The organism is Mycobacterium canetti CIPT 140010059 (assembly GCF_000253375.1).
Classification (GTDB): domain Bacteria; phylum Actinomycetota; class Actinomycetes; order Mycobacteriales; family Mycobacteriaceae; genus Mycobacterium; species Mycobacterium tuberculosis.
Window position 1 is genome coordinate 3,360,889 of the sequence record NC_015848.1, and the last position, 22,312, is coordinate 3,383,200.

Genomic DNA, 22,312 nt, shown 5'->3' on the forward strand with positions numbered 1-22,312 from the left:
CGCTGTTGACCAACGTCATGGCTAGGAACGCTACCTCAGCGAGTCATGTCCGCGCGGTCGCGCGTTGAGCAACACCGGGGTCGGATGTCATGGCATCGACCGCGGGCTCGGTGTTGCGCCAACTTCTCTTCTGACGCATCGCTCGTGCATACTGTCTGCCATACTCCTTGCCCATGGCCTTCAGTCGAACCCACAGCCTCCTCGCCCGCGCGGGCAGTACCTCGACCTACAAGAGAGTTTGGCGGTACTGGTACCCGTTGATGACGCGCGGACTCGGTAACGACGAAATCGTGTTCATCAACTGGGCCTATGAGGAAGATCCGCCGATGGACCTGCCACTGGAGGCATCCGACGAGCCCAACCGAGCCCACATCAACCTGTACCACCGCACCGCGACCCAGGTCGATCTGGGCGGCAAGCAGGTGCTGGAGGTCAGTTGCGGACACGGCGGCGGAGCCTCTTACCTCACACGCACGTTGCACCCGGCCTCCTACACCGGCCTGGACTTGAACCAGGCGGGAATCAAGTTGTGCAAGAAACGACACCGGCTGCCTGGTTTGGACTTCGTGCGAGGTGACGCCGAAAACCTGCCCTTCGACGACGAATCCTTCGATGTTGTGCTCAATGTCGAAGCCTCGCACTGTTACCCGCACTTTCGGCGTTTCCTCGCCGAGGTGGTTCGCGTGCTGCGCCCAGGAGGGTACTTCCCATACGCCGACCTGCGCCCCAGCAATGAGATCGCCGCATGGGAGGCCGACCTCGCTGCTACCCCGCTGCGGCAACTGTCGCAGCGGCAAATCAACGCCGAAGTGCTGCGCGGCATCGGAAACAATTCACAGAAGTCACGGGACCTGGTCGACCGCCATTTGCCGGCCTTCCTGCGTTTCGCGGGCCGTGAATTCATCGGTGTGCAGGGCACGCAGCTGTCCCGCTACCTGGAAGGCGGGGAACTCTCGTACCGGATGTACTGCTTCACCAAGGACTGAGCCAGTTTCGGGTAATGTCGCCCGGATGAGCCCAGCTGAGCGCGAGTTCGACATCGTTCTATATGGCGCCACCGGCTTCTCCGGCAAGCTGACCGCCGAACACCTCGCTCACAGCGGGTCAACAGCACGGATCGCATTGGCCGGTCGGTCAAGCGCACGGCTGCGGGGCGTGCGGATGATGTTGGGCCCGAACGCAGCGGACTGGCCGCTGATCCTCGCCGACGCATCCCAACCCTTGACGCTCGAGGCGATGGCCGCGCGGGCCCAGGTGGTGCTGACCACGGTCGGCCCCTACACGCGTTACGGCCTGCCGCTGGTGGCGGCCTGCGCGAAGGCCGGAACCGACTATGCCGACCTGACTGGCGAGTTGATGTTCTGCCGAAACAGCATCGATCTGTACCACAAACAAGCCGCCGACACGGGCGCCCGGATAATCCTGGCGTGCGGATTCGATTCGATCCCTTCGGATTTGAACGTGTATCAGCTGTACCGTCGGTCCGTCGAGGACGGCACCGGTGAACTGTGTGACACCGACCTCGTGCTGCGTTCATTCTCGCAACGCTGGGTCTCCGGCGGCTCGGTAGCAACGTATTCCGAAGCAATGCGCACGGCATCCAGCGACCCCGAGGCCCGTCGGCTCGTCACCGACCCGTACACGCTGACCACGGACCGGGGCGCCGAACCCGAACTTGGTGCGCAGCCGGATTTTCTTCGGCGTCCAGGACGTGATCTGGCGCCCGAACTTGCCGGCTTCTGGACCGGCGGGTTTGTGCAGGCTCCGTTTAACACTCGAATCGTTCGGCGTAGCAACGCATTACAGGAGTGGGCTTATGGCCGGCGGTTCCGCTACTCGGAAACAATGAGTCTGGGAAAGTCGATGGCGGCGCCGATTCTCGCCGCAGCCGTCACCGGCACTGTGGCGGGCACCATCGGGTTGGGGAATAAGTATTTCGACCGACTACCCCGACGATTAGTGGAGCGCGTCACGCCAAAGCCAGGCACCGGTCCGAGCCGGAAAACGCAAGAGCGGGGCCATTACACCTTCGAGACGTACACCACCACGACGACCGGTGCCCGCTACAGGGCGACTTTCGCGCACAACGTCGACGCGTACAAGTCGACCGCGGTGTTGCTCGCGCAGAGTGGTCTGGCGCTGGCGCTCGATCGCGATCGGCTCGCCGAGCTGCGGGGGGTGCTCACTCCCGCAGCGGCGATGGGCGATGCGTTGTTGGCGCGCCTCCCGGGCGCCGGCGTGGTCATGGGAACGACCAGGCTGAGCTAACATCTCCACCCCGGCCGCCAGCAAGATTAGCTATGCCATGGGCACATTAGCCCAATCCTGTTCTCCCAGATCTGGGCCTTTGCCGCCGAGAATCAAACTCCTGACGACAACCCACGTTCACATGTGGGCTTCAGCACCGGCGCTGCACCATCGGAAGCTCCTCGACCAGGGTCGGCAGGTTCAGCGGAGCCCGCGAAGCGACAAACACCGCACGAGCCAAACCTGTGGAAGCTATCGGTCCGTTCGCCCGCCAATCCAGTGGAAACTGCCGGTGCCGGGGCTGCGTAGCGGTCACATATACGTGCGGCATCTTCTCCCTCAGTCGGTTCATCACCCACACGCGCGAAGGCCGACACCCCGTGCCGGTTATCGCCTGGCTCGGCGAGGAAGCCCTCTCACTAACCAGAAAAGGCTCGTCTTCGCCGGAATAGCTCACGCATGTCTCCAGCAGCAGAAGGTCCACTGCGCGGTCACACATCCACGCCAGCGCCTCGGCAGGACGGGAGAGGTGGTAGAGCACTCCATAGCAGTACACCACGTCGTATTGGTGCGCTTCTGCTGGGAGATCGCCGTCGAGATCTAGGTGGTCGACTGTGACATTGGGATTGGACCCGAAGCGTTGGCGAATGACATCCAGATTCTCCCCCCGGGGCTCGGTGCAGAGCACCTTGCACCCGCGGTCGAGGAAGAACTGCGTGTGATCGCCGATCCCGGCACCAACCTCCAGCACGCTCTTGTTGCCGAGGTCGAGCCCCAGCGTGGCCAGGTGCTCCTGACGGCGGGCGTTGTGCCGAAGGTAAAAGATGCTGTGAAAATGCCGTTCCGCAGTCGGGCGCAACATGCCGGGGAGTCGCATCAGGCGAGGATAGCGCACCTCGCCGAGGAGAAACGCTCGCCGATGGCTATCGAGCTGCTGACACGTCTGCGGCCCCAGCGTATCGACCTCCTCGAGCCCACGCCCGCTTGGCCCTGGACGCCACCGCCACCCAGCAGCGCAAACGCCCGGGGCAAGCACTCGAGGTAGAGAGCGGCAGCCGGCGCCAGCTATCCCTTCCGGCTCGGAATAAAGAAGTAGCAGTACCGGTCGTCGCGGTGCCGTTGGTAGGGCTGCAGCCCCGCATCGTCGGCGTAGACGAACGGTTCGTACCCGTACGCGCGGATGTCCGCAATGGTCCGTTCCGGGTCCGGATTAGAGGCGGCGCCCCCGTAGATCTCCACCAGCAGGACCGGGCGATCGCGCCGCAGAAGCTCCGCGGCGCCCGCGATGACCGCGCGCTCGAGGCCCTCAACGTCGATCTTCAGCAGACCCACCGGGAGGGGCAGCTCGGCGGCGAGCGCGTCCAGCGTGGTACACGGCACCCGTGTCCGCTCGCGAATCCGAATTCGTCCCGTGTCGTTTAGCGAACTGAAGGCGCTGTCGGCCGCCACGAAAAAGTCGACCTCGCCGACCGCGTCCCCGGCGGCCGTCCGCAGCGTGCGGATGCGGTCTTGCAGGCCGTTGGCGGCCACGTTGGCCTCCAACCGCGAATGGGTGCCCGGCGCCGGCTCCAGGGCTACCACCGGGGCTAACCTCGCCCAGGCCAGGCTGTGTATGCCGACGTTGGCTCCGACGTCGAGGATGCAGCGGTCTGGGTAGAGCGCGGAATAGAGCGCCGCCGCGATGTCGATCTCGGTCTCCTCGAACCCGCCGGTCAACCGAACGATCCACGCGATGGCCGACCCCGGCTCAAGGGTGACCTGGAGGCCGCGCCAATACCAGGGGGCCAGCCGCCACCGATGGGGGGGCAAGCCAAACGGCCGCCAGCGTTGCAGGCTTCGAACGAGGCGGTTTGGCATGGCGCACTCTAACATCCGGATCGCCCGCATCCGGTAGGTCGGCCGTTGAGCTCCGAGGTTCTCGAAACAACCAGTGGTGCCCAGATCCAAAGGGCGCCAACGCCGCTGGCCCTTCGCCGGCCCAAGCCGTCTGCACACTACCACCCGCATCAGGCGCACATCTTGGAACTGCACCAGGTCCAATCGTCAGCAGCGCCTGGCGTTGTGACCGAACCTCGGGTCCGCAGACCCACTACAATGTTGCGCGACCCAAACTATCCCCCGGGGCGGAGTATTTAGCGTGTTAGTGTTGCACAGTGAAATCGTTGAAACTCGCTCGTTTCATCGCGCGTAGCGCCGCCTTCGAGGTTTCGCGCCGCTATTCTGAGCGAGACCTGAAGCACCAGTTTGTGAAGCAACTCAAATCGCGTCGGGTAGATGTCGTTTTCGATGTCGGCGCCAACTCAGGACAATACGCCGCCGGCCTCCGCCGAGCAGCATATAAGGGCCGCATTGTCTCGTTCGAACCGCTATCCGGACCGTTTACGATCTTGGAAAGCAAAGCGTCAACGGATCCACTTTGGGATTGCCGGCAGCATGCGTTGGGCGATTCTGATGGAACGGTTACGATCAATATCGCAGGAAACGCCGGTCAGAGCAGTTCCGTCTTGCCCATGCTGAAAAGTCATCAGAACGCTTTTCCCCCGGCAAACTATGTCGGTACCCAAGAGGCGTCCATACATCGACTTGATTCCGTGGCGCCAGAATTTCTAGGCATGAACGGTGTCGCTTTTCTCAAGGTCGACGTTCAAGGCTTTGAAAAGCAGGTGCTCGCCGGGGGCAAATCAACCATAGATGACCATTGCGTCGGCATGCAACTCGAACTGTCCTTCCTGCCGTTGTACGAAGGTGGCATGCTCATTCCTGAAGCCCTCGATCTCGTGTATTCCTTGGGCTTCACGTTGACGGGATTGCTGCCTTGTTTCATTGATGCAAATAATGGTCGAATGTTGCAGGCCGACGGCATCTTTTTCCGCGAGGACGATTGATTGGAATCGCTTCGCGAGGCCCGGCACCAGACCGGGCACCAGAGGTCCGCGCAGATCGCCTGGGTCGAAGATGGTGCAGACGAAACGATACGCCGGCTTGACCGCAGCTAACACAAAGAAAGTCGCCATGGCCGCACCAATGTTTTCGATCATCATCCCCACCTTGAACGTGGCTGCGGTATTGCCTGCCTGCCTCGACAGCATCGCCCGTCAGACCTGCGGTGACTTCGAGCTGGTACTGGTCGACGGCGGCTCGACGGACGAAACCCTCGACATCGCCAACATTTTCGCCCCCAACCTCGGCGAGCGGTTGATCATTCATCGCGACACCGACCAGGGCGTCTACGACGCCATGAACCGCGGCGTGGACCTGGCCACCGGAACGTGGTTGCTCTTTCTGGGCGCGGACGACAGCCTGTACGAGGCTGACACCCTGGCGCGGGTGGCCGCCTTCATTGGCGAACACGAGCCCAGCGATCTGGTATATGGCGACGTGATCATGCGCTCAACCAATTTCCGCTGGGGTGGCGCCTTCGACCTCGACCGTCTGTTGTTCAAGCGCAACATCTGCCATCAGGCGATCTTCTACCGCCGCGGACTCTTCGGCACCATCGGTCCCTACAACCTCCGCTACCGGGTCCTGGCCGACTGGGACTTCAATATTCGCTGCTTTTCCAACCCAGCGCTCGTCACCCGCTACATGCACGTGGTCGTTGCAAGCTACAACGAATTCGGCGGGCTCAGCAATACGATCGTCGACAAGGAGTTTTTGAAGCGGCTGCCGATGTCCACGAGACTCGGCATAAGGCTGGTCATAGTTCTGGTGCGCAGGTGGCCAAAGGTGATCAGCAGGGCCATGGTAATGCGCACCGTCATTTCTTGGCGGCGCCGACGTTAGCGCGATACCACCGCAACGTTGACTCGATGCCCTTGGGCGGCGTGATCTTGGGTGGCCAACCCGCCTCTTGCAAGACCGACACGTCTAACAGCTTGCGTGGTGCGGCGCCTGTCAAGCTCTTTGCGCCAGTGTCTCATTATGTGGACGCTATTTCGGATCTGGGGTGGGCGGGTTGATCCATGCCGCGGTCGCCGGTTTCGGGGGTTGCGGTGAGACGCCGAATGGATTCGGGTTGGCCGAGTAGGCGTTGGCCATGGCCGCGCCCATGTGGCCTGGCCAGGTGCGGGCGTGTTCGATCGAATCGAACCGTTCAGGAGAGTCGTTGCGGTACTTCAGCGTTTTGAACTGCGACACGCTCCCGAATCAGGTGCTCGACCGGACATCCGTTGGCTAGCCGGCGATATCGTGGGCACCCTTTAGCGGCTCTTCATGATCGAGGGTGTAGTCGGGGTTTGAATCCGCCGGTTTCCAGGAGGGATCGGGTGATGTAGTGGGTGAGGTTGCGAAATCCCAGCGCAGAGCCGCGTAGGTGTTCGAGGCGGCCGTTGATCGCCTCGGTGGGTCCGTTGGATGTGCCAGGCCGGTCGAAGTAGGCCAGCACGTCGGCGGCGCGTTTCTTCAATGTGCGCCCCAGGGTGATGACCTCGGTCAGTGCCGCGGGGACCGCGTCGCTGATCGACTCGATCAGCGTGCTCATCAGCTCGCGGCCCCTGCGGCGGTCGGGGTTGCGGTAGGCGCTGATCATGCGCTGGTAGATGCCCCAGGTCGCCTCGACTTCGATGTGGGTGTCGACGGCGAATAGCTTTGTCAGCCGGTCTTTTTGCTTGTCGGTGAGCAGGTCGGCTCCGGTCTGCAGGGTGCGCCGCGCGGCGTAGAGCGGATCGGTCTTGCGACCGCGGTGTCCGCAGGTGTCGAGTTGAACGCGGCGCCGGCATTTATCCAGCGCCTCACCACCGAGCCGCACCACGTGGAAGGGATCCATCACCGCCACCGCGTCGGGCAGTTCCTCGCTGGTGGCGGTCTTAAACCCGGTGAACCCGTCCATCGCCACCACTTCCACCGCCTGGCGCCAGGATTCTTCTCGTTCGGCCAGCCAGGTCTTGAAGGCCTGTTTGGAGCGTCCTTCGACCATGTCCAGCAGCCGGGCCGGGCCGGTGCCCTCACGGATGCCGGTCAGGTCGATGATCACGGTGACGTACTTGTCGCCGCGCCGCGTGTGGCGCCACACGTGTTCGTCGACCCCGATCACCGTGACTTCGTCGAACCTGCCCGCATTGTCGATCAACACCCGCTTGCCCTCGGCCAACACGGCGTTGTTGGCGGTGTTCCACGACACCCCCAGCCCTTCGGCGACACGGGCGATGGTGAGGTGTTGGCACACAACGGCTTCCAATGCCCACCGCAGCCCATGGCGCGACAACTTCGCTCGCGGCTCGGCTGCCGCGCTGCTGTCTTGCCGCCACACATGAGCGCAGCCGGCACACCGATAGCGGCGCACGGTAAGCACCAAGGTCGTCGGGCGCCACCCGAAGGGCTCATGAGTAGCCCTGTGTCAAGCCGCCGTTTGGCGAACTTGGTTACGGAGAGCCTGCAGGGCTCGGTGTTGGGTGGGATCGTAAGCGACGCCGTCTTGCCAGCAGTGCCAGATGACGTAAAGCCAGGCGCGGGCGAGGATGCGTACGGCGTGAGGGTGGTCGTGGCCGCGGGCTCGGGCGCGGTTGTAAAGGTCGGCGGCCCAGGGGTTGGCTCGGCGGCTGTCGCCGGCGAAGTCGCAGACGGCGTCGCGGAGTTGTTTGTCTGCGGCCCAACGGAACCCGACGTGGGTGACTTTGCCGGACTGGCGGGTGGAGGGGGCGACGCCGGCCAAGCAGGCCAGCGATTCGGGCGTGGGAAAACGGGCTCGGCAGTCACCGATCTCGGCGAGCAGCCGGGCCGCGCGCACGGTGCCGGAGCGGGGCAGGGAGGTGAAGATGTGCGCGTCGGCGTGCAGGGCGAGCTGCTCGGCGATCTGCGCGTCGAGGGCCTTGATCTGCGTGGCGATGCTGGTAAGCGCAGCGAGCAGGGCGCGGGTGATGTGTGCGTTGGCGGCGCCGTCCTCACCTGTGACACCGCGCGGGGCGCCGGTGAGCCGGCCGTGAAGCACCGCGGGGTCGACGCGCCCGCAGTAGCCGGCGGCGGCCAGCCAGGCGGCCAGGCGCTTGACCGACAACCAGTCTGCGCGGTCCTGGCAGTCGAATCGGGTCAGGAACGCCAGGCTGATCGGCGAGTCGATGTCGGCGAACAGCCCGACCACGCCCGGAAAGACGATGCGCAGGTGCGCGCGCAGCTGGTTGGCCAACGCCACCCGGTGCCCGACCAGGTCTTTGCGAGCGCGACAGGTCCGGCGCAGGGTGGCCGTGGCCGCGGTGTCGGGCAGCAGTGGACGCAGCCGGGACCGGTCGGTGCGCAGCGTGTCGGCGAGCACGAACGCGTCGAAGCGGTCGTCCTTGTTGCCGGCCGAGCCGTAACGGCCGCGCAGATTCTTCAGCTGGTTCGGGCTGATCACCACCACCGTGAGCCCGGCCTCGAGCAGGGTGTCCACCACCGGGCCGTCCGGGCGTTCGATGGCGACCTCGCGCACACCGGCCCGGTTCAGCAGCTCGAGCAGCTCGCGCAGTCCGGCGGCGTTGTGCTCGATCGTGGCGCGGCGAACCTCGCGGCCACGCGCATCGACGATCGATACCGCGTGATCGTCTCGCGCCCAATCAATTCCACCCGTGACGCCGTTCTGCGGCTCGTCGCGCAATGTGGTTTCGGCAGTAGACTCCATAACAGCCTCCTCGCTGCTAGACCCAGTGGGGAGGCACCCTCGTGCGAGGCCCGAACGCGGCTGCCGCATCGCTCACTGTTCGGCGCTCGTCGGCGCTCAGTCCTGTCGACGGTCGGCGCGTCCGGGGCAACCGCCGGACTCCGCAAAACTCATGATGGACATCACGGCTGTCAAGCGAGCAGGGCGATAACCCAGCGGCGCCTCGGGTGCATCGGGCAATCCATCCAAGATCACCGACACAAGGATGGTGCACCAGTGAGCCAATCGGCGGGTCACGGTATCCCGGACGGCGCCTTGCTCGCCGCAACGTCGACACCATCGATCCTCGTCGGTGATCCGACACGCCGCCACCGCCCGCTCGGAATCCAGGTGTTGGCCGGTCACCTCCACCCCGAGCTCATCAAGCCGGCAGAAAGCGGTCAGATCGGGGCGGACAAAGCCCGCACCACCGGTAGCGTCGTGCACGTCGAGGTCTTTCGGATGAGAGGTGTAGGAAACCCCATCATCGGAAGACCTCGACCCCTACCCCGGCAACGACGCGCCGACCCGCCCTACACCCTCAACTGCGAAGAGCCCCTTTAGCAGACGAGCCGCAGCGCACTTTCGATGTGCTGCGGGAATCCGGCAAAGTCTGGTCCGAAGGCTTCGGCAAGCCGCCGGGCGGCTTGTCGGAACTCGGCCCCACTGAGCACCTGCTTTACGGCTGCCGCCACGCCTTCAGTGTTGAGCCGCTCGGTTCGCAGGAGAACGCCGGCGCCGGCCCGCTCAAGGGCCTCCATGTTCAAGTGCTGGTCCATGTTGCTGGGGAGCCCGATCACCGGCACCCCGGCCGCCAACGCCTGCTGCGTCGTCGGGCTGCCGCCGTTGCAGAGCACCACGGCGGAGCGCGCTGCAGCCGCTTCGCCCGGCAGGTAGTCCGCGACGAAGGCGTTGGCCGGCACGTTCTTCAGGTGGTTCCGGCCAGCGGTGGCCGCGATCACCGTCACGGGTAAATCGGCCAGGGCGTTCAAAACCACCTGCAACAGGTTCTTTCCGCCGGAACTGCCGAGGGTCGCATAAATAATCGGCCGGTCTGTCGGCAGCGAGTGCCACCAAGTCGGCGGTTTTACGTCGGGCGACCACAGGACGGGTCCGAGATATCGATGGTTGGCCGGCAGGTTGTATGTCGGCACCAGCTCGGGTACGTCGGCATACAGGGTGTAGTCACCGTCGGTGAAAATGCGGCACAAATCCCAGCCCAGACTCGACAGCCCGTGCTTCCGGCGGAGCCAGTTGAGCGGGAGACAATAGAGGGCAAAGATCAACGGACGGTACAGGCGGTACAGGATGCTGACCGGCCTGACCCCGAAGAAGCGGGTCCACGGCACGTCTGGCAGCGGAAACCGACGGCGGGCCTGAGGACTCCAGTAGGCGTTCGCGATGGCGATGTACGGAATGCCGGCTAGTCGGGCGCTGACCGAGAGCGAAAGACGGTTGTCACCGACGACTACGTCCGGTGCGATCTCGTTCAGGATCTTCCTGTCAGCCGCGATGTATTTGCGCAACGTCCGCGTGTTGTAGAAGAGGCGGCCCTGAGCGATTTTAAGGAGAACCTCCTCGCTGGGGACGGTGTGAATCGGGTGATGTGGGAACGGGAGCGGGCCCAAAAGCTTATTGAACCGCGGGTCGCAGGCAAAGTGGACCTCATAACGACTCGGGTCCAGCGACCGCGCCAACACGAACGGCCGGACGACGTGGGCCAGGGTCGCGGCCTCCCCTACAAACAGGATCCGTTGCCTGCGAGCGACAGGCTCCGGTGCGGCGTTGGGCGCCGTGCTCGTCCCAGCGTCCGGTCCCGGGTCGCCGGCGACGCTTGTTTCCTCCATACTCGCCCCCTAATCTCGAGGCAGCCCGTACCCGCAGGCAACCTCCCAAAAATACAATCCCCCAAAATGCAATGCGTCGAGCTATTTCTCACACCGACCGCTAGTTGCGGATCAGAAATCCGTTGGGCGCGGAAGTCCAGCCGAATTTGTTCTCCCGCTCCGCATCATGCTTGTAATCGTTTGGAAATTCATCCTCATATGCCTCGATCGCTTCATAAGGTCCAGGCCCAAACCCGGGCAGGACTGGGTGGCCGTTGATGTTGGAATCCTCGACTACTAGGTAGTCACCGGCGGAGAGTAGCGGCCGTAGTAATTTCATCTCGGCCAGCACATGATTCATCGAGTGGTCGCTATCTAAGATGGCGAAGATCTTGCCAGGGTATTCGTTTTTGAGGCGTTGAATTTGTTCGGCAATCGCCGGGTCGGTGGATGACGATTCAACGAACAAAACATCTGGTTCGCGCCGGGCTCTTGGATCGAGGGCTTTGTGTGAGTTGTCCACGGTAAGTACCTTGAATGGCTGGCCGATCTGCCTCATGATGTTGGCAAAATACACCGCCGAGCCGCCGTAGCGGGTGCCGAACTCGATGACGAGGGATGGTTGCAACTCGCTCAGGATCTCCTGGTAATTCCACATATCGCTGACGGATTTCCAGCAATTGATCCCCATATAAGTGGTCTTCGTCCACACTAAGTTGCCGTAGTACCACTTGTGGTATTCTTCCGCCACTGCGTCGCTCGGCCGGTAGAATAACTGGGCCGCAAAACTCGCCACTAACCTGACTAGTCCGATCAGTTGCCCTACAAGACTAGTCCGACTGCGCCACACTAGCCCCATTCCATCATCTCCTCACTGCGAAACCGTAGTCAGTCGAATGTTGGTCATTTAGCAAGCCTCTTTAAGAGAACTGATGAGGTCGAAGCGGACTCAATACATGGCTGCGGCAATTCGTTAGACCGCGTTCGCGCCCACGTTGTGAGCTCCGCGCGCCGCATCCTTGGGGCTCGGTGCCGGGCATACGCGACCCAGCTTGCGGCTGAGCATCTTCTGGACACCGCCACCGCACGGCGGATGGTAGCAACAGATTGGGGTTACCCTCAACCGCGGGTTATGGACTGCCAAAGGTAGCCAGCTTGTCCTGCTCGCGGTGACAGCGCAACCACGGGTAGTGACACTACCGCCGTGGCGTTCCTCCCCACGGCAGAAGGCCGAGGCCGGTCGAGTTCGGGCACAAGCCCCAGATCGTCGACAACGACGATGGCATCGTCCTGGATCACACCGTGGAGCACGGCAATCCGCATGACGCGCCGCAGCTAGCGCCCGCGGTCGAACGGATCACCACACGCGCCGGACGCCCGCCCGGCACCGTCACCGCCGACCGCGGCTACGGCGAGAAACGCGTCGAAGATGACCTGCACGACCTCGGTGTACGTACGGTCGCGATACCGCGTAAAGGCAGACCCTCCCAGGCCCGGCGCGCCGAAGAACACCGGCCATCGTTCCGACGAACAGTCAAGTGGCGCACCGGCAGCGAAGGCCGCATCAGCACCCTCAAACGAAGCCTCGCAGCATGACCCGGCTCCCAGAGCACGAAGCTCTGCCCCACCAACAGTCCGGCGGCATTCGCCCACAAACGACTCACTTAGTCGCCGTCACTTTTTCAGGTCGAAGTAACTAGCTGGCCAACCATGTCCGGGGCCGGTTCTCCGGCATGAGGCGCAGAGCATTCTCCACATGCTGCGGGAATCCAACGCGGTCTCGTCCGAAGGCATCGGCGAGTCGCGCGGCGGCTTGTCGGTACTCGGACCGACTGATCACCTGCATCACGGCCCCTGCCACCCGCTGACTCTTCAGCCGCTCAGTTCGCAGCAGCACGCCCGCCCCGGCCCGCTCAACGGCCTCCATATTCAAGTGCTGATCGAGATTGCCCGCGACCCCGATCACCGGCACCCCGGCCACCAAGGCCTGCTGGGTCGTCAAACTCCCGCCATTGCAGACCACCACGGCCGAGCGAGCCGCAGCGGCCTCACCCGGCAGGTAGTCCGCGACGAAGGCGTTGGCCGGCACGGTCTTCAGGTCACTGCGGCCCGCGGTGGCCGCGATCACCGTCACCGGCAACGCAGCCAAGGCGTTCAACACCAGTTGCAACAGATTTCTCCCGCCGGACGTGCCCAGGGTTGCGTACACGATCGGCCGGTCGGTTGGCAGCGAATCCCACCATGTCGGCGGCTTCCCGGCGGGCGACCACAGGACCGGGCCAAGGTACTCGTGGTTGGCCGGCAAGTCGTAGGTGGGCATCAGCTCGGGCACGTCGGCATACAGGGTGTGGTCCCCGTCGGTGAAGATGCGGCACAGGTTCCACCCCAGACTCGACAGCCCGTGCCTGCGGCGGACCCAGTTGAGCGGCATGCACTGCAGGGCGAAGAGCAAAGGGCGTTCCAGGCGGTAGAGGAGCTTGACCAACCTGACGCCGAACAAGCGGGTCCATATCACGTCGGGCAGCGGAAAACGCCGCTGCGCGTACGGACTCCAGTAGGCATTCGCGATCGCGATGTAAGGAATGCCGGCCAGTCGGGCGCTGACCGACAGTGAAATGCGAAGGTCACCGACGACGAGGTCCGGCGCGATCTCATCCAGGACCCGCAGGTCCGCCTCAACGTACTTCCGCAGCGTCCGCATGGCATAGAAACGACCCTGAGCCAGATTGCCGAAAAACCGCTCGCTGGGGATGGTGTGAATCGCATGGTGACGGAAAGGGAGCGGACCTAGAAGCTGGTTGTAGCGCGGGTCGCAGGCGAAGTGCACTTCATAACGACTAGGGTCCAGCGACTGCGCAAGCGCGAATGGCCGGACGACGTGAGCCAGGGTCACTGCTTCCGCGACGAAAAGGATCCGGCGCCTGCGTGCGGCAAGCCCAGGTGCGGCGTCCGGTGTCGTGCTGATGGCCGCGTCCCCTCTCACCTCGCTAGCAACCGGTGGCCCGCCCCACCTCGACGCCGTAGCGTACACGCACGACACGCGCACTCGGGGAAAACCTCGGCAAGAGTGGGGCGGCGATACGTTTAGCGGCACCACTGCGCGGTCGTTGCCCACCCCGGTGACTATACCCCCGGGTGGTATATGGTGGAGGGCAGAGCGTGACCTCAACCAAAGTGGAGGACCGAGTGACGGCAGCAGTGCTGGGAGCGATCGGGCACGCACTGGCGCTGACCGCGTCGATGACCTGGGAAATCCTGTGGGCGCTGATCCTGGGCTTCGCGCTGTCGGCGGTGGTTCAAGCCGTGGTGCGCCGCTCCACGATCGTCACGCTGCTCGGCGACGATCGGCCGCGCACCCTGGTAATCGCCACCGGCCTGGGCGCGGCCTCGTCGTCGTGCTCGTATGCCGCGGTGGCTTTGGCTCGGTCACTATTCCGCAAAGGGGCCAACTTCACTGCCGCTATGGCGTTCGAGATCGGTTCCACCAACCTCGTGGTGGAGTTGGGCATCATCCTGGCCCTGCTGATGGGCTGGCAGTTCACCGCCGCCGAGTTCGTTGGCGGTCCAATAATGATCCTTGTCCTGGCCGTGTTGTTCCGGTTGTTCGTCGGCGCCCGGCTCATCGACGCCGCCCGGGAACAGGCCGAACGGGGACTCGCAGGCTCGATGGAAGGCCATGCCGCCATGGACATGTCCATCAAGCGGGAAGGCTCATTTTGGCGACGACTCCTTTCCCCACCGGGATTTACCTCCATCGCCCATGTGTTCGTGATGGAGTGGTTGGCGATCCTGCGCGACCTCATTCTCGGGCTGCTGATCGCCGGTGCTATCGCGGCATGGGTACCCGAATCGTTCTGGCAGAGCTTCTTTTTAGCCAATCATCCGGCCTGGTCGGCGGTCTGGGGTCCGATCATAGGACCCATCGTGGCCATCGTTTCGTTTGTTTGCTCGATCGGCAACGTGCCACTTGCCGCGGTGCTGTGGAACGGAGGCATCAGCTTCGGCGGGGTCATCGCGTTCATCTTCGCCGACCTACTGATACTGCCGATCCTGAATATCTACCGTAAATACTATGGCGCCAGGATGATGCTGGTGCTGCTCGGCACCTTCTACGCATCGATGGTCGTCGCTGGCTATCTCATCGAACTTCTCTTCGGTACAACGAATCTCATCCCGAGCCAGCGCAGCGCTACGGTCATGACCGCAGAAATATCGTGGAACTACACCACCTGGCTCAACGTCATCTTTCTGGTGATCGCGGCGGCCTTGGTGGTCCGATTCATCACATCGGGCGGTCTCCCGATGCTACGCATGATGGGCGGCTCACCGGATGCCCCGCATGACCACCATGACCGCCACGACGATCACCTCGGCCACTAGCGCCACCACGCCGATCAGTCGGCGCCGAAAAGGCCACCGGCGGCGGTATCCTGGCCTGCGGGTATTCCACCCATGGGCAAAGGGAGCATGACCGCGCACGCAACGCCGAACGAGCCGGATTATCCGCCACCGCCTGGCGGTCCACCGCCGCCGGCCGATATTGGCCGGTTACTGCTTCGGTGCCACGACCGCCCTGGAATCATCGCCGCGGTGAGCACCTTCCTGGCCCGGGCCGGCGCCAACATCATTTCTCTGGACCAGCACTCCACCGCGCCGGAGGGCGGAACGTTCTTGCAGCGCGCAATCTTTCACCTGCCCGGTCTCACGGCCGCCGTCGACGAACTGCAGCGCGACTTCGGCAGCACTGTGGCGGACAAGTTCGGCATCGACTACCGATTTGCCGAAGCAGCCAAGCCTAAGCGGGTCGCAATCATGGCATCGACAGAGGACCACTGCTTGCTGGACTTGTTGTGGCGCAACCGTCGCGGCGAGCTAGAAATGTCGGTTGTCATGGTGATTGCCAATCATCCTGACCTGGCCGCGCACGTACGCCCGTTCGGTGTGCCATTCATACATATTCCCGCCACTCGCGACACTCGTACGGAAGCCGAACAGCGTCAGCTTCAGTTGCTAAGCGGCAATGTGGATTTAGTAGTGCTGGCACGCTACATGCAGATACTCAGCCCGGGGTTCTTGGAGGCGATCGGCTGCCCGCTGATCAACATTCACCATTCGTTCCTTCCAGCCTTCACCGGCGCGGCCCCGTACCAGCGCGCACGAGAACGCGGCGTCAAACTGATCGGCGCGACCGCCCACTACGTGACCGAAGTTCTCGACGAGGGGCCCATCATCGAACAAGACGTCGTTCGTGTCGACCACACCCACACCGTCGATGATCTGGTGCGTGTCGGCGCCGACGTCGAACGCGCAGTGCTTTCCCGCGCCGTGCTCTGGCACTGCCAAGACCGCGTCATCGTGCATCACAACCAGACCATCGTCTTCTGACATGGGTGACTGCGCGCGGTGCGGTCAACTTCTTGGTGCCCATGATGGTCACGGCGTCGACTGGCCGTTTCGGCGCCGTCGCCCAGCGTGAACTGAGGGCGGAAAATCGGCTGGCCCGAATCTCGCCCTCAGTGCACGCTCGGCGCCGTTTGGCCTCACCCGGTCAACGTGAACTGTCCGGGTGGGCGCTGTCACGTAGCGAGCCCACGTGGGGCCGGGGTCGGCCCGCCAAAAACGCCCCGGCGCGGCCAGCTCATGAGCGGGTACGCAAGCTCAAGGGACACCCGCTTTGCACTGTGGAAAAACCCCGAAGACCTGGCCTGCGGCAGGTGCGGTCAAAGGAGCGGAGTGTAGACAGGACCGGTGGGTCTGCTCAGCGCGGCCCCGAGTTAGGACAATTTTCGCACCTAGCGCATCCAATATCGCTTTCGAAGATCGTTCACGCCAGTCCCACTGGGCCGGTGCGACTGGTGCAACGCGCCTTTCGTCGAAGGAAACGCCGTCCGCCACCGAGCCCGCGCTAGGCAAGTCGGTCCCAAGAACGTCGCAAGGATCCGCCAAGCGGCCGCGCTCAATCTTGACTTGTCGGCCACCGCCGGCAAACCAACATTCAGCCACAACGCGACAGAGAGGTACCCAATGTTCACTGCCCGTATCCGCGCCCTCGCCGGCATGTCTCTGCTAGCCTCGGCGATCGGGCTGGCGGCCTTCGGAGCCGCTACCGGCACCGCCAATGCCGCCCCGACCCACCAACCCGAGTGGGGCACCTACACCTGCTACGACTACGCAACCCAGACGTTCTACGAGTGCTTTGACCCCAGCTAGTCGGCGAAGGCCTCACACGATCGGACCTACTCCCGCAAAGGAGCTAGGTCCGTTCGGTGTTGAGCCTGTCCCGCAGCCGGCGATTCACCGGTTCGGGCAGCAACTCGGACACGTCACCGCCCAGCATCGCGACTTCTTTGGCCAGTGAGGACGACACGAACGAATACCGTGGCGCGGTCGCGACGAAAAAGGTGTCCACACCGGCAATGTGTTTGTTCATTTGCGCCATCTGCAGCTCGTATTCGAAGTCGGTGCCGGTGCGCAGCCCCTTCACGATCGCGGTCATCCCGCAAGACCTGACAAAGTCGACCACCAAGCCATGCCCGACCTGCACGCGCAGATTGGGCAGGTGCGTTGTCGACTCCTTGACCATCGCGATCCGCTCGTCGAGGTCGAACATGCCCGTCTTTGCAGGGTTAACCAGGATGGCAACCACCACCTCGTCGAATTGGGCTGCGGCGCGTTCGAAAATGTCGACGTGGCCTAACGTCACCGGGTCAAATGACCCTGGGCATACCGCGCCCGTCATCTGCGCCGCTCCTCCTCATCGCTGCGTCCCCCGCAAGCGGGCACGGCCCCCACTGCATCGTCGCCGGCGGTCATGACCGATGACGCTACACGTTGGCAAAAAGCCGTTCGGCCAGTTCCAAACGGGTGTCGCCGTAAACACGCTGGGGCCATCGGCGCCAGCCCTCCGGCCAGGTCAACGGCGCGCACGTGGTCGCACGCTCCACCACCGCTACGGTTCCCTCGCGCGTCCAACCGTTGGTGCCCAGTGCGGTCAGGATGGCGTCAACGTCGGCGGAGTCGACGTTGTAGGGCGGGTCGGCCAACACCAGATCCACCGGGGATGTGGTCCCGGCCGCCACGACGGCCGCCACCGCGCCCCGGCGCAGCGTCGCACCGGAGAGACCTAGGGCCTCGATGTTGCGCGCAATGACGGCCGCGCTGCGCTGGTCGGACTCCACGAACAGCACGGACGCCGCTCCCCGCGACAACGCCTCCAGCCCCAGGGCGCCGGAACCCGCATAGAGGTCCAACACCGCCAGACCGGTCAGATCCCGCCGCGCAGTCACGATGTTGAAGAGCGACTCGCGCACCCGATCGGTGGTAGGTCTGGTTCCGCGTGGTGGGACGGCAATGCGCCGGCCTCCGGCGACACCGCCGATGATCCGGGTCAAGTGCGCCGCTCTCCCTCGCAAGCGGGCGGTACCCCCACCTCATCGCTTCGTCCCCCGCAAGCGGGCGGTACCCCCACTGCATCGTCGCCGGCGGTGCTCATCTGCGCCGCTCATCCGCAAGCGGGCAGTACCCCCACCTCATCGCTTCGTCCCCCGCAAGCGGGCGGTACCCCCACTGCATCGTCGCCGGGGCGGTCAGCTCACCACCACCAACAGGTCTCCGCCCTCCACCTGGGCGGTGTCCGACACCGCCACCCGCTCCACGGTGCCGGCAACCGGGGCGGTGATCGGGGCTTCCATCTTCATCGCCTCGATGGTGGCGATGGTTTGGCCGGCGCCGACCCGCTCGCCGACGCACACCCCGACCGTGACGACTCCGGCAAATGGCGCGGCGATGTGTCCGGGATTGCCGCGGTCGGCCTTCTCGGCGGCCGGAACGGCACTGGCAATGCTGCGGTCGCGCACTAGCACCGGCCGCAGCTGCCCGTTGAGGATGCACATCACCGTTCGCATGCCGCGTTCGTCGGGTTCGGAAATGGCCTCCAGCCCGATCAACAGCTCCACCCCACGCTCCAGCTTCACCCGATGCTCTTCACCTTGGCGCAGACCATAGAAGAACTGGTTGGCCGACAATTGCGACGTGTCGCCGTAGGCTTCCCGGTGCTCATTGAATTCCTTTGTTGGACTGGGAAATAACAGCCTGTTCAGGGTGGCCTGACGCTTGGCTCCGGCCGACGATAGGGCAATCTCGTCGTCCGCCGCCAATTGCGCAGTGGGCCTGGCCGCCCCGCGACCGGCCAGCGCCGCAGTGCGCAGCGGTTCGGGCCACCCGCCGGGCGGATCACCCAGCTCGCCCCGCAGAAATCCGAGTACCGATTCCGGGATGTCAAATCGCGCTGGATCGGAGGCGAATTCGTCTGCACTGACACCGGCGCCGACCAGTGCCAGCGCCAGATCGCCGACCACCTTGGACGTTGGCGTGACCTTAACCAGCCTGCCCAACACTCGGTCGGCGCCCGCGTAGGCCTCTTCGATCTCTTCGAATCGATCTCCCAGACCAAGAGCAATTGCTTGCTGGCGCAGATTGGACAGTTGGCCGCCCGGAATCTCGTGGTGATAAACCCGCCCCGTCGGCCCCGGCAACCCAGACTCGAACGGCGCATACACTTTTCGTAACGCCTCCCAGTACGGCTCCAGGGCGCACACCGCCGAAAGCGACAAGCCGGTGTCGTACTCGGTGTGGGCAGCGGCAGCAACGATCGAGCTCAGCGCGGGCTGGCTGGTCGTTCCCGCCAGCGGCGCGGCGGCGCCGTCGACGGCATCGGCCCCGGCGTGCCAAGCGGCCACATAGCTGGCGAGCTGGCCACCCGGTGTGTCGTGGGTGTGCAGGTGAACGGGCAGGTCGAAGCGACTGCGCAGGGCGCTGACCAACCTTTGAGCGGCCGGCGGGCGCAACAGTCCAGCCATATCCTTGATCGCCAGCACATGGGCGCCGGCGTCCACGATCTGCTCAGCCAGTTTCAGGTAGTAGTCCAGCGTGTACAGCTGTTCACCCGGATCGGTAAGGTCGCCCGTGTAGCACATCGCGACTTCTGCTATCGCAGAACCTGTTTCGCGTACTGCGTCGATCGCCGGACGCATCGACTCGATGTTGTTGAGCGCGTCGAAGATACGAAAGATGTCGATACCGGTGGCTGTTGCTTCTTGCACAAACGCCGACGTCACGATTTCCGGGTACGGCGTGTAGCCCACGGTATTGCGGCCCCGCAATAGCATCTGCAAGCAGATATTGGGCATTGCTGCACGCAGTGTGGCCAGCCGTTCCCAGGGATCCTCCTTGAGAAAGCGCAGCGCCACATCGTAAGTCGCACCGCCCCAACACTCCACGGACAACAGCTGCGGCATGGTCCGCGCGAGATACGGTGCCACCCGCGACAGTCCGCTGGTGCGTACTCGGGTAGCCAGTAACGACTGGTGAGCATCCCGGAATGTGGTATCGGTGACCCCGACCGCGGCCGACTCCCGCAGCCAACGAGCAAATCCTTCCGGCCCCAACTTGACTAGTCGCTGCTTGGACCCGGCCGGTGGTGCGGCCCGCAGATCAAGATCGGGCAGCTTGTCGTCCGGGTAGATCGTTGACGGACGCGAGCCATACGGGTTGTTGACGGTGACATCGGCCAGGAAGTTAAGGATCTTGGTGCCGCGGTCGGCCGAGGCGCGCGCGGTCAGCAGCTGCGGCCGCTCATCAATGAAGGACGTGGTGACCCGGCCCGCTCGGAAGTCCGGGTCATCCAGGACCGCTTGCAGGAACGGAATATTCGTCGATACCCCGCGGATCCGGAACTCCGCGATCGCCCGGCGCGCACGGCTCACTGCGGTAGGGAGGTCACGGCCCCGACAGGTCAGCTTGACCAGCATGGAGTCGAAGTACGGGCTGATTTCTGCGCCCAGGTTGGTGCTGCCGTCCAGGCGGACACCGGCACCGCCGGCGGTGCGCAACGCGCTGATCCGGCCCGTGTCCGGCCGGAAGCCGTTGGCCGGATCCTCGGTGGTGATCCGGCACTGTAGTGCGGCGCCATGCGGTGCGATGTCCTCCTGCCGCAGGCCCAATTGTTCGAGCGTCTCCCCGGCGGCAATGCGCAGCTGGCTGGCGACCAGGTCGACGTCGGTAATCTCCTCGGTCACCGTGTGCTCCACCTGAACCCGCGGATTCATCTCGATGAAGACATACTCCCCTCGCTCGTCCAGCAGGAACTCGACGGTGCCCGCGCAGCTGTACCCGATATGGCGGGCGAAGGCGACCGCATCGACGCACATCTTGTAACGCAACTCGGCGTCCAGGTGCGGCGCGGGCGCCAGCTCGATGACCTTCTGATGGCGACGCTGCACACTGCAGTCACGCTCATAGAGATGGATCACGTCGCCGAGGTTGTCCGCCAGAATCTGCACCTCGATGTGGCGTGGATTGATCACTGCCTGCTCGAGATAGACCGTCGGGTCCCCGAACGCCGACTCGGCTTCCCGGCTGGCGGCTTCGATCGCCTCCGGAAGCGCCGCGATATCGCCGACACGACGCATACCCCGGCCCCCGCCACCGGCAACTGCCTTGACGAACAACGGAAACGGCATGCCGGCCGCAACCGACAGCAGTTCGTCGACCGAGGCCGACGGCGCCGAGGACATCAGCACGGGCAAGCCGGCTTCGCGGGCCGCCGCGATGGCGCGAGACTTATTCCCAGCCAGCTCAAGCACTTCGGCGCTGGGACCGACGAAGCTGATGCCCGCCGCCGCGCATGCCGCAGCAAGATCCGGATTCTCCGATAGAAACCCGTAGCCAGGGTAGATAGCGTCGGCACCCGCCCGACGGGCCGTCGCGACGATCTCGTCGACCGACAGGTATGCATGCACCGGGTGACCGATGTCGCCGATCTGGTAAGACTCGTCCGCCTTGAGACGGTGCTGCGAATTGCGGTCCTCGTACGGATAAACGGCCACGGTTCCGACGCCCAGTTCGTAGGCGGCACGAAAGGCCCGGATCGCGATCTCCCCGCGATTGGCGACGAGCACCTTGGAAAACACGTGTGGCTCCCTTATCCGGATGTCTCAGATCAGCGTCGACCAATAGTCCCAAAAGCGGACCATGATCAGCAGGAATACTGTCGTGAACCAGAGCGTGGCCAGCGACCATCGCCATTGATAGAGCAGCCGTGCCCCGACGCGCTCCTGGCTTCCCCGGTTTTCCCGCATCGGACCGAAAACGATGGACGCGACCACCACCAGCAGTGTGGCGATGACCGCCCAGACCACCATGCAGTATGGGCACAGGGCACCGATACGGTACAGGCTCTGGAATATCAGCCAATGCACGAACGCCACACCAACCAGGATCCCGACCGCCAGGCCGATCCAATACCACCTGGGCAACGGCACTTTCGCCACCGCCAGCACCCCGGTGACCACCACCACGGTGAAGCCCGCAATGCCGAGAAGCGGGTTGGGAAAGCCCAGCAACGACGCCTGCGGTGTGGTCATCACCGAGCCGCACGACACTATCGGGTTGACATTGCATGACGGCACATAGATCGGATCGAGCAGAATCCTGACCTTCTCCACCGTGAGCGTCATCGAAGCGAACAGCCCGATCACACCGCCGATCAGCACCCACCACGCGCTAGGCACCGGCACCCGCACCGCAGCCGGGTCGCCGGATCGCTCGGCAGGTCGAGCTGCCACCACAA

18 protein-coding genes and 7 pseudogenes are annotated in these 22,312 nt (G+C 64.0%); 10 read left to right on the plus strand and 15 right to left on the minus strand.

Features of this window, described 5'->3' with window-relative positions; translation table 11 throughout:
- Window positions 1–173: 173 nt before the first annotated feature.
- Window positions 174–986 carry a phthiotriol/phenolphthiotriol dimycocerosates methyltransferase gene (locus tag MCAN_RS15615; RefSeq protein ID WP_014001503.1) on the plus strand — a complete coding sequence of 271 codons (813 nt, stop codon included), beginning with the start codon at window positions 174–176 and terminating at the stop codon, window positions 984–986.
- Between the two features lie 25 nt (window positions 987–1,011).
- Window positions 1,012–2,268, plus strand: coding sequence for a trans-acting enoyl reductase (locus tag MCAN_RS15620; protein ID WP_014001504.1), 1,257 nt, complete (start codon window positions 1,012–1,014; stop codon window positions 2,266–2,268).
- 130 nt (window positions 2,269–2,398) lie between these two features.
- On the opposite strand, the gene MCAN_RS15625 is transcribed toward MCAN_RS15620, so the two are convergent.
- Window positions 2,399–3,124: a [2,4-di-O-methyl-alpha-L-fucopyranosyl-(1->3)-alpha-L-rhamnopyranosyl-(1->3)-2-O-methyl-alpha-L-rhamnopyranosyl] dimycocerosyl phenol-phthiocerol 3'''-O-methyltransferase gene (locus MCAN_RS15625; RefSeq protein WP_003414905.1), complete on the minus strand. Its 726-nt coding sequence runs from the start codon at window positions 3,122–3,124 to the stop codon at window positions 2,399–2,401.
- A 188-nt stretch (window positions 3,125–3,312) separates the two neighbouring features.
- Window positions 3,313–4,278: a [2-O-methyl-alpha-L-fucopyranosyl-(1->3)-alpha-L-rhamnopyranosyl-(1->3)-2-O-methyl-alpha-L-rhamnopyranosyl] dimycocerosyl phenol-phthiocerol 4'''-O-methyltransferase gene (locus MCAN_RS15630; protein ID WP_003414906.1), complete on the minus strand. Its 966-nt coding sequence runs from the start codon at window positions 4,276–4,278 to the stop codon at window positions 3,313–3,315.
- A gap of 122 nt (window positions 4,279–4,400) precedes the next feature.
- Between MCAN_RS15630 and MCAN_RS15635 the strand changes: the two genes are divergently transcribed.
- Both MCAN_RS15635 and MCAN_RS15640 read left to right on the plus strand, forming a co-directional pair.
- Window positions 4,401–5,132 (plus strand): [alpha-L-fucopyranosyl-(1->3)-alpha-L-rhamnopyranosyl-(1->3)-2-O-methyl-alpha-L-rhamnopyranosyl] dimycocerosyl phenol-phthiocerol 2'''-O-methyltransferase, encoded by a 732-nt coding sequence (locus MCAN_RS15635; protein ID WP_003899556.1) that lies wholly within the window; start codon window positions 4,401–4,403, stop codon window positions 5,130–5,132.
- 70 nt (window positions 5,133–5,202) lie between these two features.
- Window positions 5,203–6,030: a PGL/p-HBAD biosynthesis glycosyltransferase gene (locus MCAN_RS15640; RefSeq protein WP_003414909.1), complete on the plus strand. Its 828-nt coding sequence runs from the start codon at window positions 5,203–5,205 to the stop codon at window positions 6,028–6,030.
- A 147-nt stretch (window positions 6,031–6,177) separates the two neighbouring features.
- Here the strand turns inward: MCAN_RS15640 and MCAN_RS15645 are convergent, their stop codons facing one another.
- The 3 genes and pseudogenes from MCAN_RS15645 to MCAN_RS15655 all read right to left on the minus strand — a co-directional run bounded on the left by MCAN_RS15645 (window position 6,178) and on the right by MCAN_RS15655 (window position 8,839).
- Window positions 6,178–6,384: a hypothetical protein gene (locus MCAN_RS15645; RefSeq protein ID WP_003901502.1), complete on the minus strand. Its 207-nt coding sequence runs from the start codon at window positions 6,382–6,384 to the stop codon at window positions 6,178–6,180.
- A 73-nt stretch (window positions 6,385–6,457) separates the two neighbouring features.
- Window positions 6,458–7,579 (minus strand): annotated as a pseudogene (locus MCAN_RS15650) (ISL3 family transposase); the annotation flags it as partial.
- A gap of 3 nt (window positions 7,580–7,582) precedes the next feature.
- Window positions 7,583–8,839: an IS110 family RNA-guided transposase gene (locus tag MCAN_RS15655; RefSeq protein ID WP_014001439.1), complete on the minus strand. Its 1,257-nt coding sequence runs from the start codon at window positions 8,837–8,839 to the stop codon at window positions 7,583–7,585.
- A 78-nt stretch (window positions 8,840–8,917) separates the two neighbouring features.
- Between MCAN_RS15655 and MCAN_RS23185 the strand changes: the two are divergent.
- A pseudogene (locus MCAN_RS23185) lies at window positions 8,918–9,098 on the plus strand (hypothetical protein); the annotation flags it as partial.
- Here MCAN_RS23185 and MCAN_RS23285 read toward each other — a convergent pair.
- From MCAN_RS23285 to MCAN_RS15675, 4 genes and pseudogenes are all read right to left on the minus strand, one after another.
- A pseudogene (locus tag MCAN_RS23285) lies at window positions 9,095–9,304 on the minus strand (ISL3 family transposase); the annotation flags it as partial. The pseudogenes MCAN_RS23185 and MCAN_RS23285 sit on opposite strands and share 4 nt — an antisense overlap.
- Window positions 9,305–9,417: 113 nt before the next feature.
- Window positions 9,418–10,704, minus strand: a complete 1,287-nt coding sequence (locus tag MCAN_RS15665; protein ID WP_003899557.1) for a PGL/p-HBAD biosynthesis glycosyltransferase — start codon at window positions 10,702–10,704, stop codon at window positions 9,418–9,420.
- A gap of 100 nt (window positions 10,705–10,804) precedes the next feature.
- Window positions 10,805–11,542: a rhamnosyl O-methyltransferase gene (locus MCAN_RS15670; RefSeq protein WP_003414919.1), complete on the minus strand. Its 738-nt coding sequence runs from the start codon at window positions 11,540–11,542 to the stop codon at window positions 10,805–10,807.
- A 114-nt stretch (window positions 11,543–11,656) separates the two neighbouring features.
- Window positions 11,657–11,904: pseudogene (locus tag MCAN_RS15675) on the minus strand (hypothetical protein).
- On the opposite strand from MCAN_RS15675, the pseudogene MCAN_RS15680 reads away from it, so the two are divergent.
- Window positions 11,905–12,264 (plus strand): annotated as a pseudogene (locus MCAN_RS15680) (transposase); the annotation flags it as partial.
- 115 nt (window positions 12,265–12,379) lie between these two features.
- On the opposite strand, the gene MCAN_RS15685 reads toward MCAN_RS15680, so the two are convergent.
- Entirely contained in the window at window positions 12,380–13,729 is a 1,350-nt protein-coding gene (locus MCAN_RS15685) for a PGL/p-HBAD biosynthesis rhamnosyltransferase (RefSeq protein ID WP_014001506.1), read from the minus strand.
- A 113-nt stretch (window positions 13,730–13,842) separates the two neighbouring features.
- On the opposite strand from MCAN_RS15685, the gene MCAN_RS15690 reads away from it, so the two are divergent.
- From MCAN_RS15690 to MCAN_RS15700, 4 genes and pseudogenes are all read left to right on the plus strand, one after another.
- Window positions 13,843–15,063, plus strand: a complete 1,221-nt coding sequence (locus MCAN_RS15690; RefSeq protein WP_003414924.1) for a permease — start codon at window positions 13,843–13,845, stop codon at window positions 15,061–15,063.
- Between the two features lie 72 nt (window positions 15,064–15,135).
- Window positions 15,136–16,068, plus strand: coding sequence for a formyltetrahydrofolate deformylase (purU, locus tag MCAN_RS15695; protein ID WP_003899559.1), 933 nt, complete (start codon window positions 15,136–15,138; stop codon window positions 16,066–16,068).
- A 185-nt stretch (window positions 16,069–16,253) separates the two neighbouring features.
- Window positions 16,254–16,386, plus strand: a pseudogene (locus MCAN_RS24205) (ISL3-like element ISAar34 family transposase); the annotation flags it as partial.
- A 321-nt stretch (window positions 16,387–16,707) separates the two neighbouring features.
- Entirely contained in the window at window positions 16,708–16,893 is a 186-nt protein-coding gene (locus MCAN_RS15700) for a hypothetical protein (RefSeq protein WP_003414994.1), read from the plus strand.
- A 43-nt stretch (window positions 16,894–16,936) separates the two neighbouring features.
- Here the strand turns inward: MCAN_RS15700 and coaD are convergent, their stop codons facing one another.
- From coaD to MCAN_RS15720, 5 genes and pseudogenes are all read right to left on the minus strand, one after another.
- Window positions 16,937–17,422, minus strand: a complete 486-nt coding sequence (gene coaD / locus MCAN_RS15705) for a pantetheine-phosphate adenylyltransferase (RefSeq protein ID WP_003414998.1) — start codon at window positions 17,420–17,422, stop codon at window positions 16,937–16,939.
- A gap of 85 nt (window positions 17,423–17,507) precedes the next feature.
- Window positions 17,508–18,074 (minus strand): 16S rRNA (guanine(966)-N(2))-methyltransferase RsmD, encoded by a 567-nt coding sequence (rsmD, locus tag MCAN_RS15710; protein ID WP_014001507.1) that lies wholly within the window; start codon window positions 18,072–18,074, stop codon window positions 17,508–17,510.
- Window positions 18,073–18,175 (minus strand): annotated as a pseudogene (locus MCAN_RS24210) (hypothetical protein); the annotation flags it as partial. The gene rsmD and the pseudogene MCAN_RS24210, both read right to left, overlap by 2 nt.
- A gap of 94 nt (window positions 18,176–18,269) precedes the next feature.
- Window positions 18,270–21,653 carry a pyruvate carboxylase gene (locus MCAN_RS15715; protein ID WP_014001508.1) on the minus strand — a complete coding sequence of 1,128 codons (3,384 nt, stop codon included), beginning with the start codon at window positions 21,651–21,653 and terminating at the stop codon, window positions 18,270–18,272.
- Window positions 21,654–21,677: 24 nt separating this feature from the next.
- Window positions 21,678–22,310 (minus strand): vitamin K epoxide reductase family protein, encoded by a 633-nt coding sequence (locus tag MCAN_RS15720; RefSeq protein ID WP_003415007.1) that lies wholly within the window; start codon window positions 22,308–22,310, stop codon window positions 21,678–21,680.
- Window positions 22,311–22,312: the final 2 nt, after the last annotated feature.

Bases quoted from the DNA above. Each gene is read 5' to 3' on its own strand.
- MCAN_RS15640 (WP_003414909.1), top strand. From the start codon at position 5,203: ATGGTGCAGACGAAACGATACGCCGGCTTGACCGCAGCTAACACAAAG.
- purU (WP_003899559.1), top strand. From the start codon at position 15,136: ATGGGCAAAGGGAGCATGACCGCGCACGCAACGCCGAACGAGCCGGAT.
- MCAN_RS15625 (WP_003414905.1), bottom strand. From the start codon at position 3,124: ATGCGACTCCCCGGCATGTTGCGCCCGACTGCGGAACGGCATTTTCAC.
- MCAN_RS15665 (WP_003899557.1), bottom strand. From the start codon at position 10,704: ATGGAGGAAACAAGCGTCGCCGGCGACCCGGGACCGGACGCTGGGACG.
- MCAN_RS15700 (WP_003414994.1), top strand. From the start codon at position 16,708: ATGTTCACTGCCCGTATCCGCGCCCTCGCCGGCATGTCTCTGCTAGCC.
- coaD (WP_003414998.1), bottom strand. From the start codon at position 17,422: ATGACGGGCGCGGTATGCCCAGGGTCATTTGACCCGGTGACGTTAGGC.
- MCAN_RS15670 (WP_003414919.1), bottom strand. From the start codon at position 11,542: ATGGGGCTAGTGTGGCGCAGTCGGACTAGTCTTGTAGGGCAACTGATC.
- MCAN_RS15615 (WP_014001503.1), top strand. From the start codon at position 174: ATGGCCTTCAGTCGAACCCACAGCCTCCTCGCCCGCGCGGGCAGTACC.
- MCAN_RS15655 (WP_014001439.1), bottom strand. From the start codon at position 8,839: ATGGAGTCTACTGCCGAAACCACATTGCGCGACGAGCCGCAGAACGGC.
- MCAN_RS15620 (WP_014001504.1), top strand. From the start codon at position 1,012: ATGAGCCCAGCTGAGCGCGAGTTCGACATCGTTCTATATGGCGCCACC.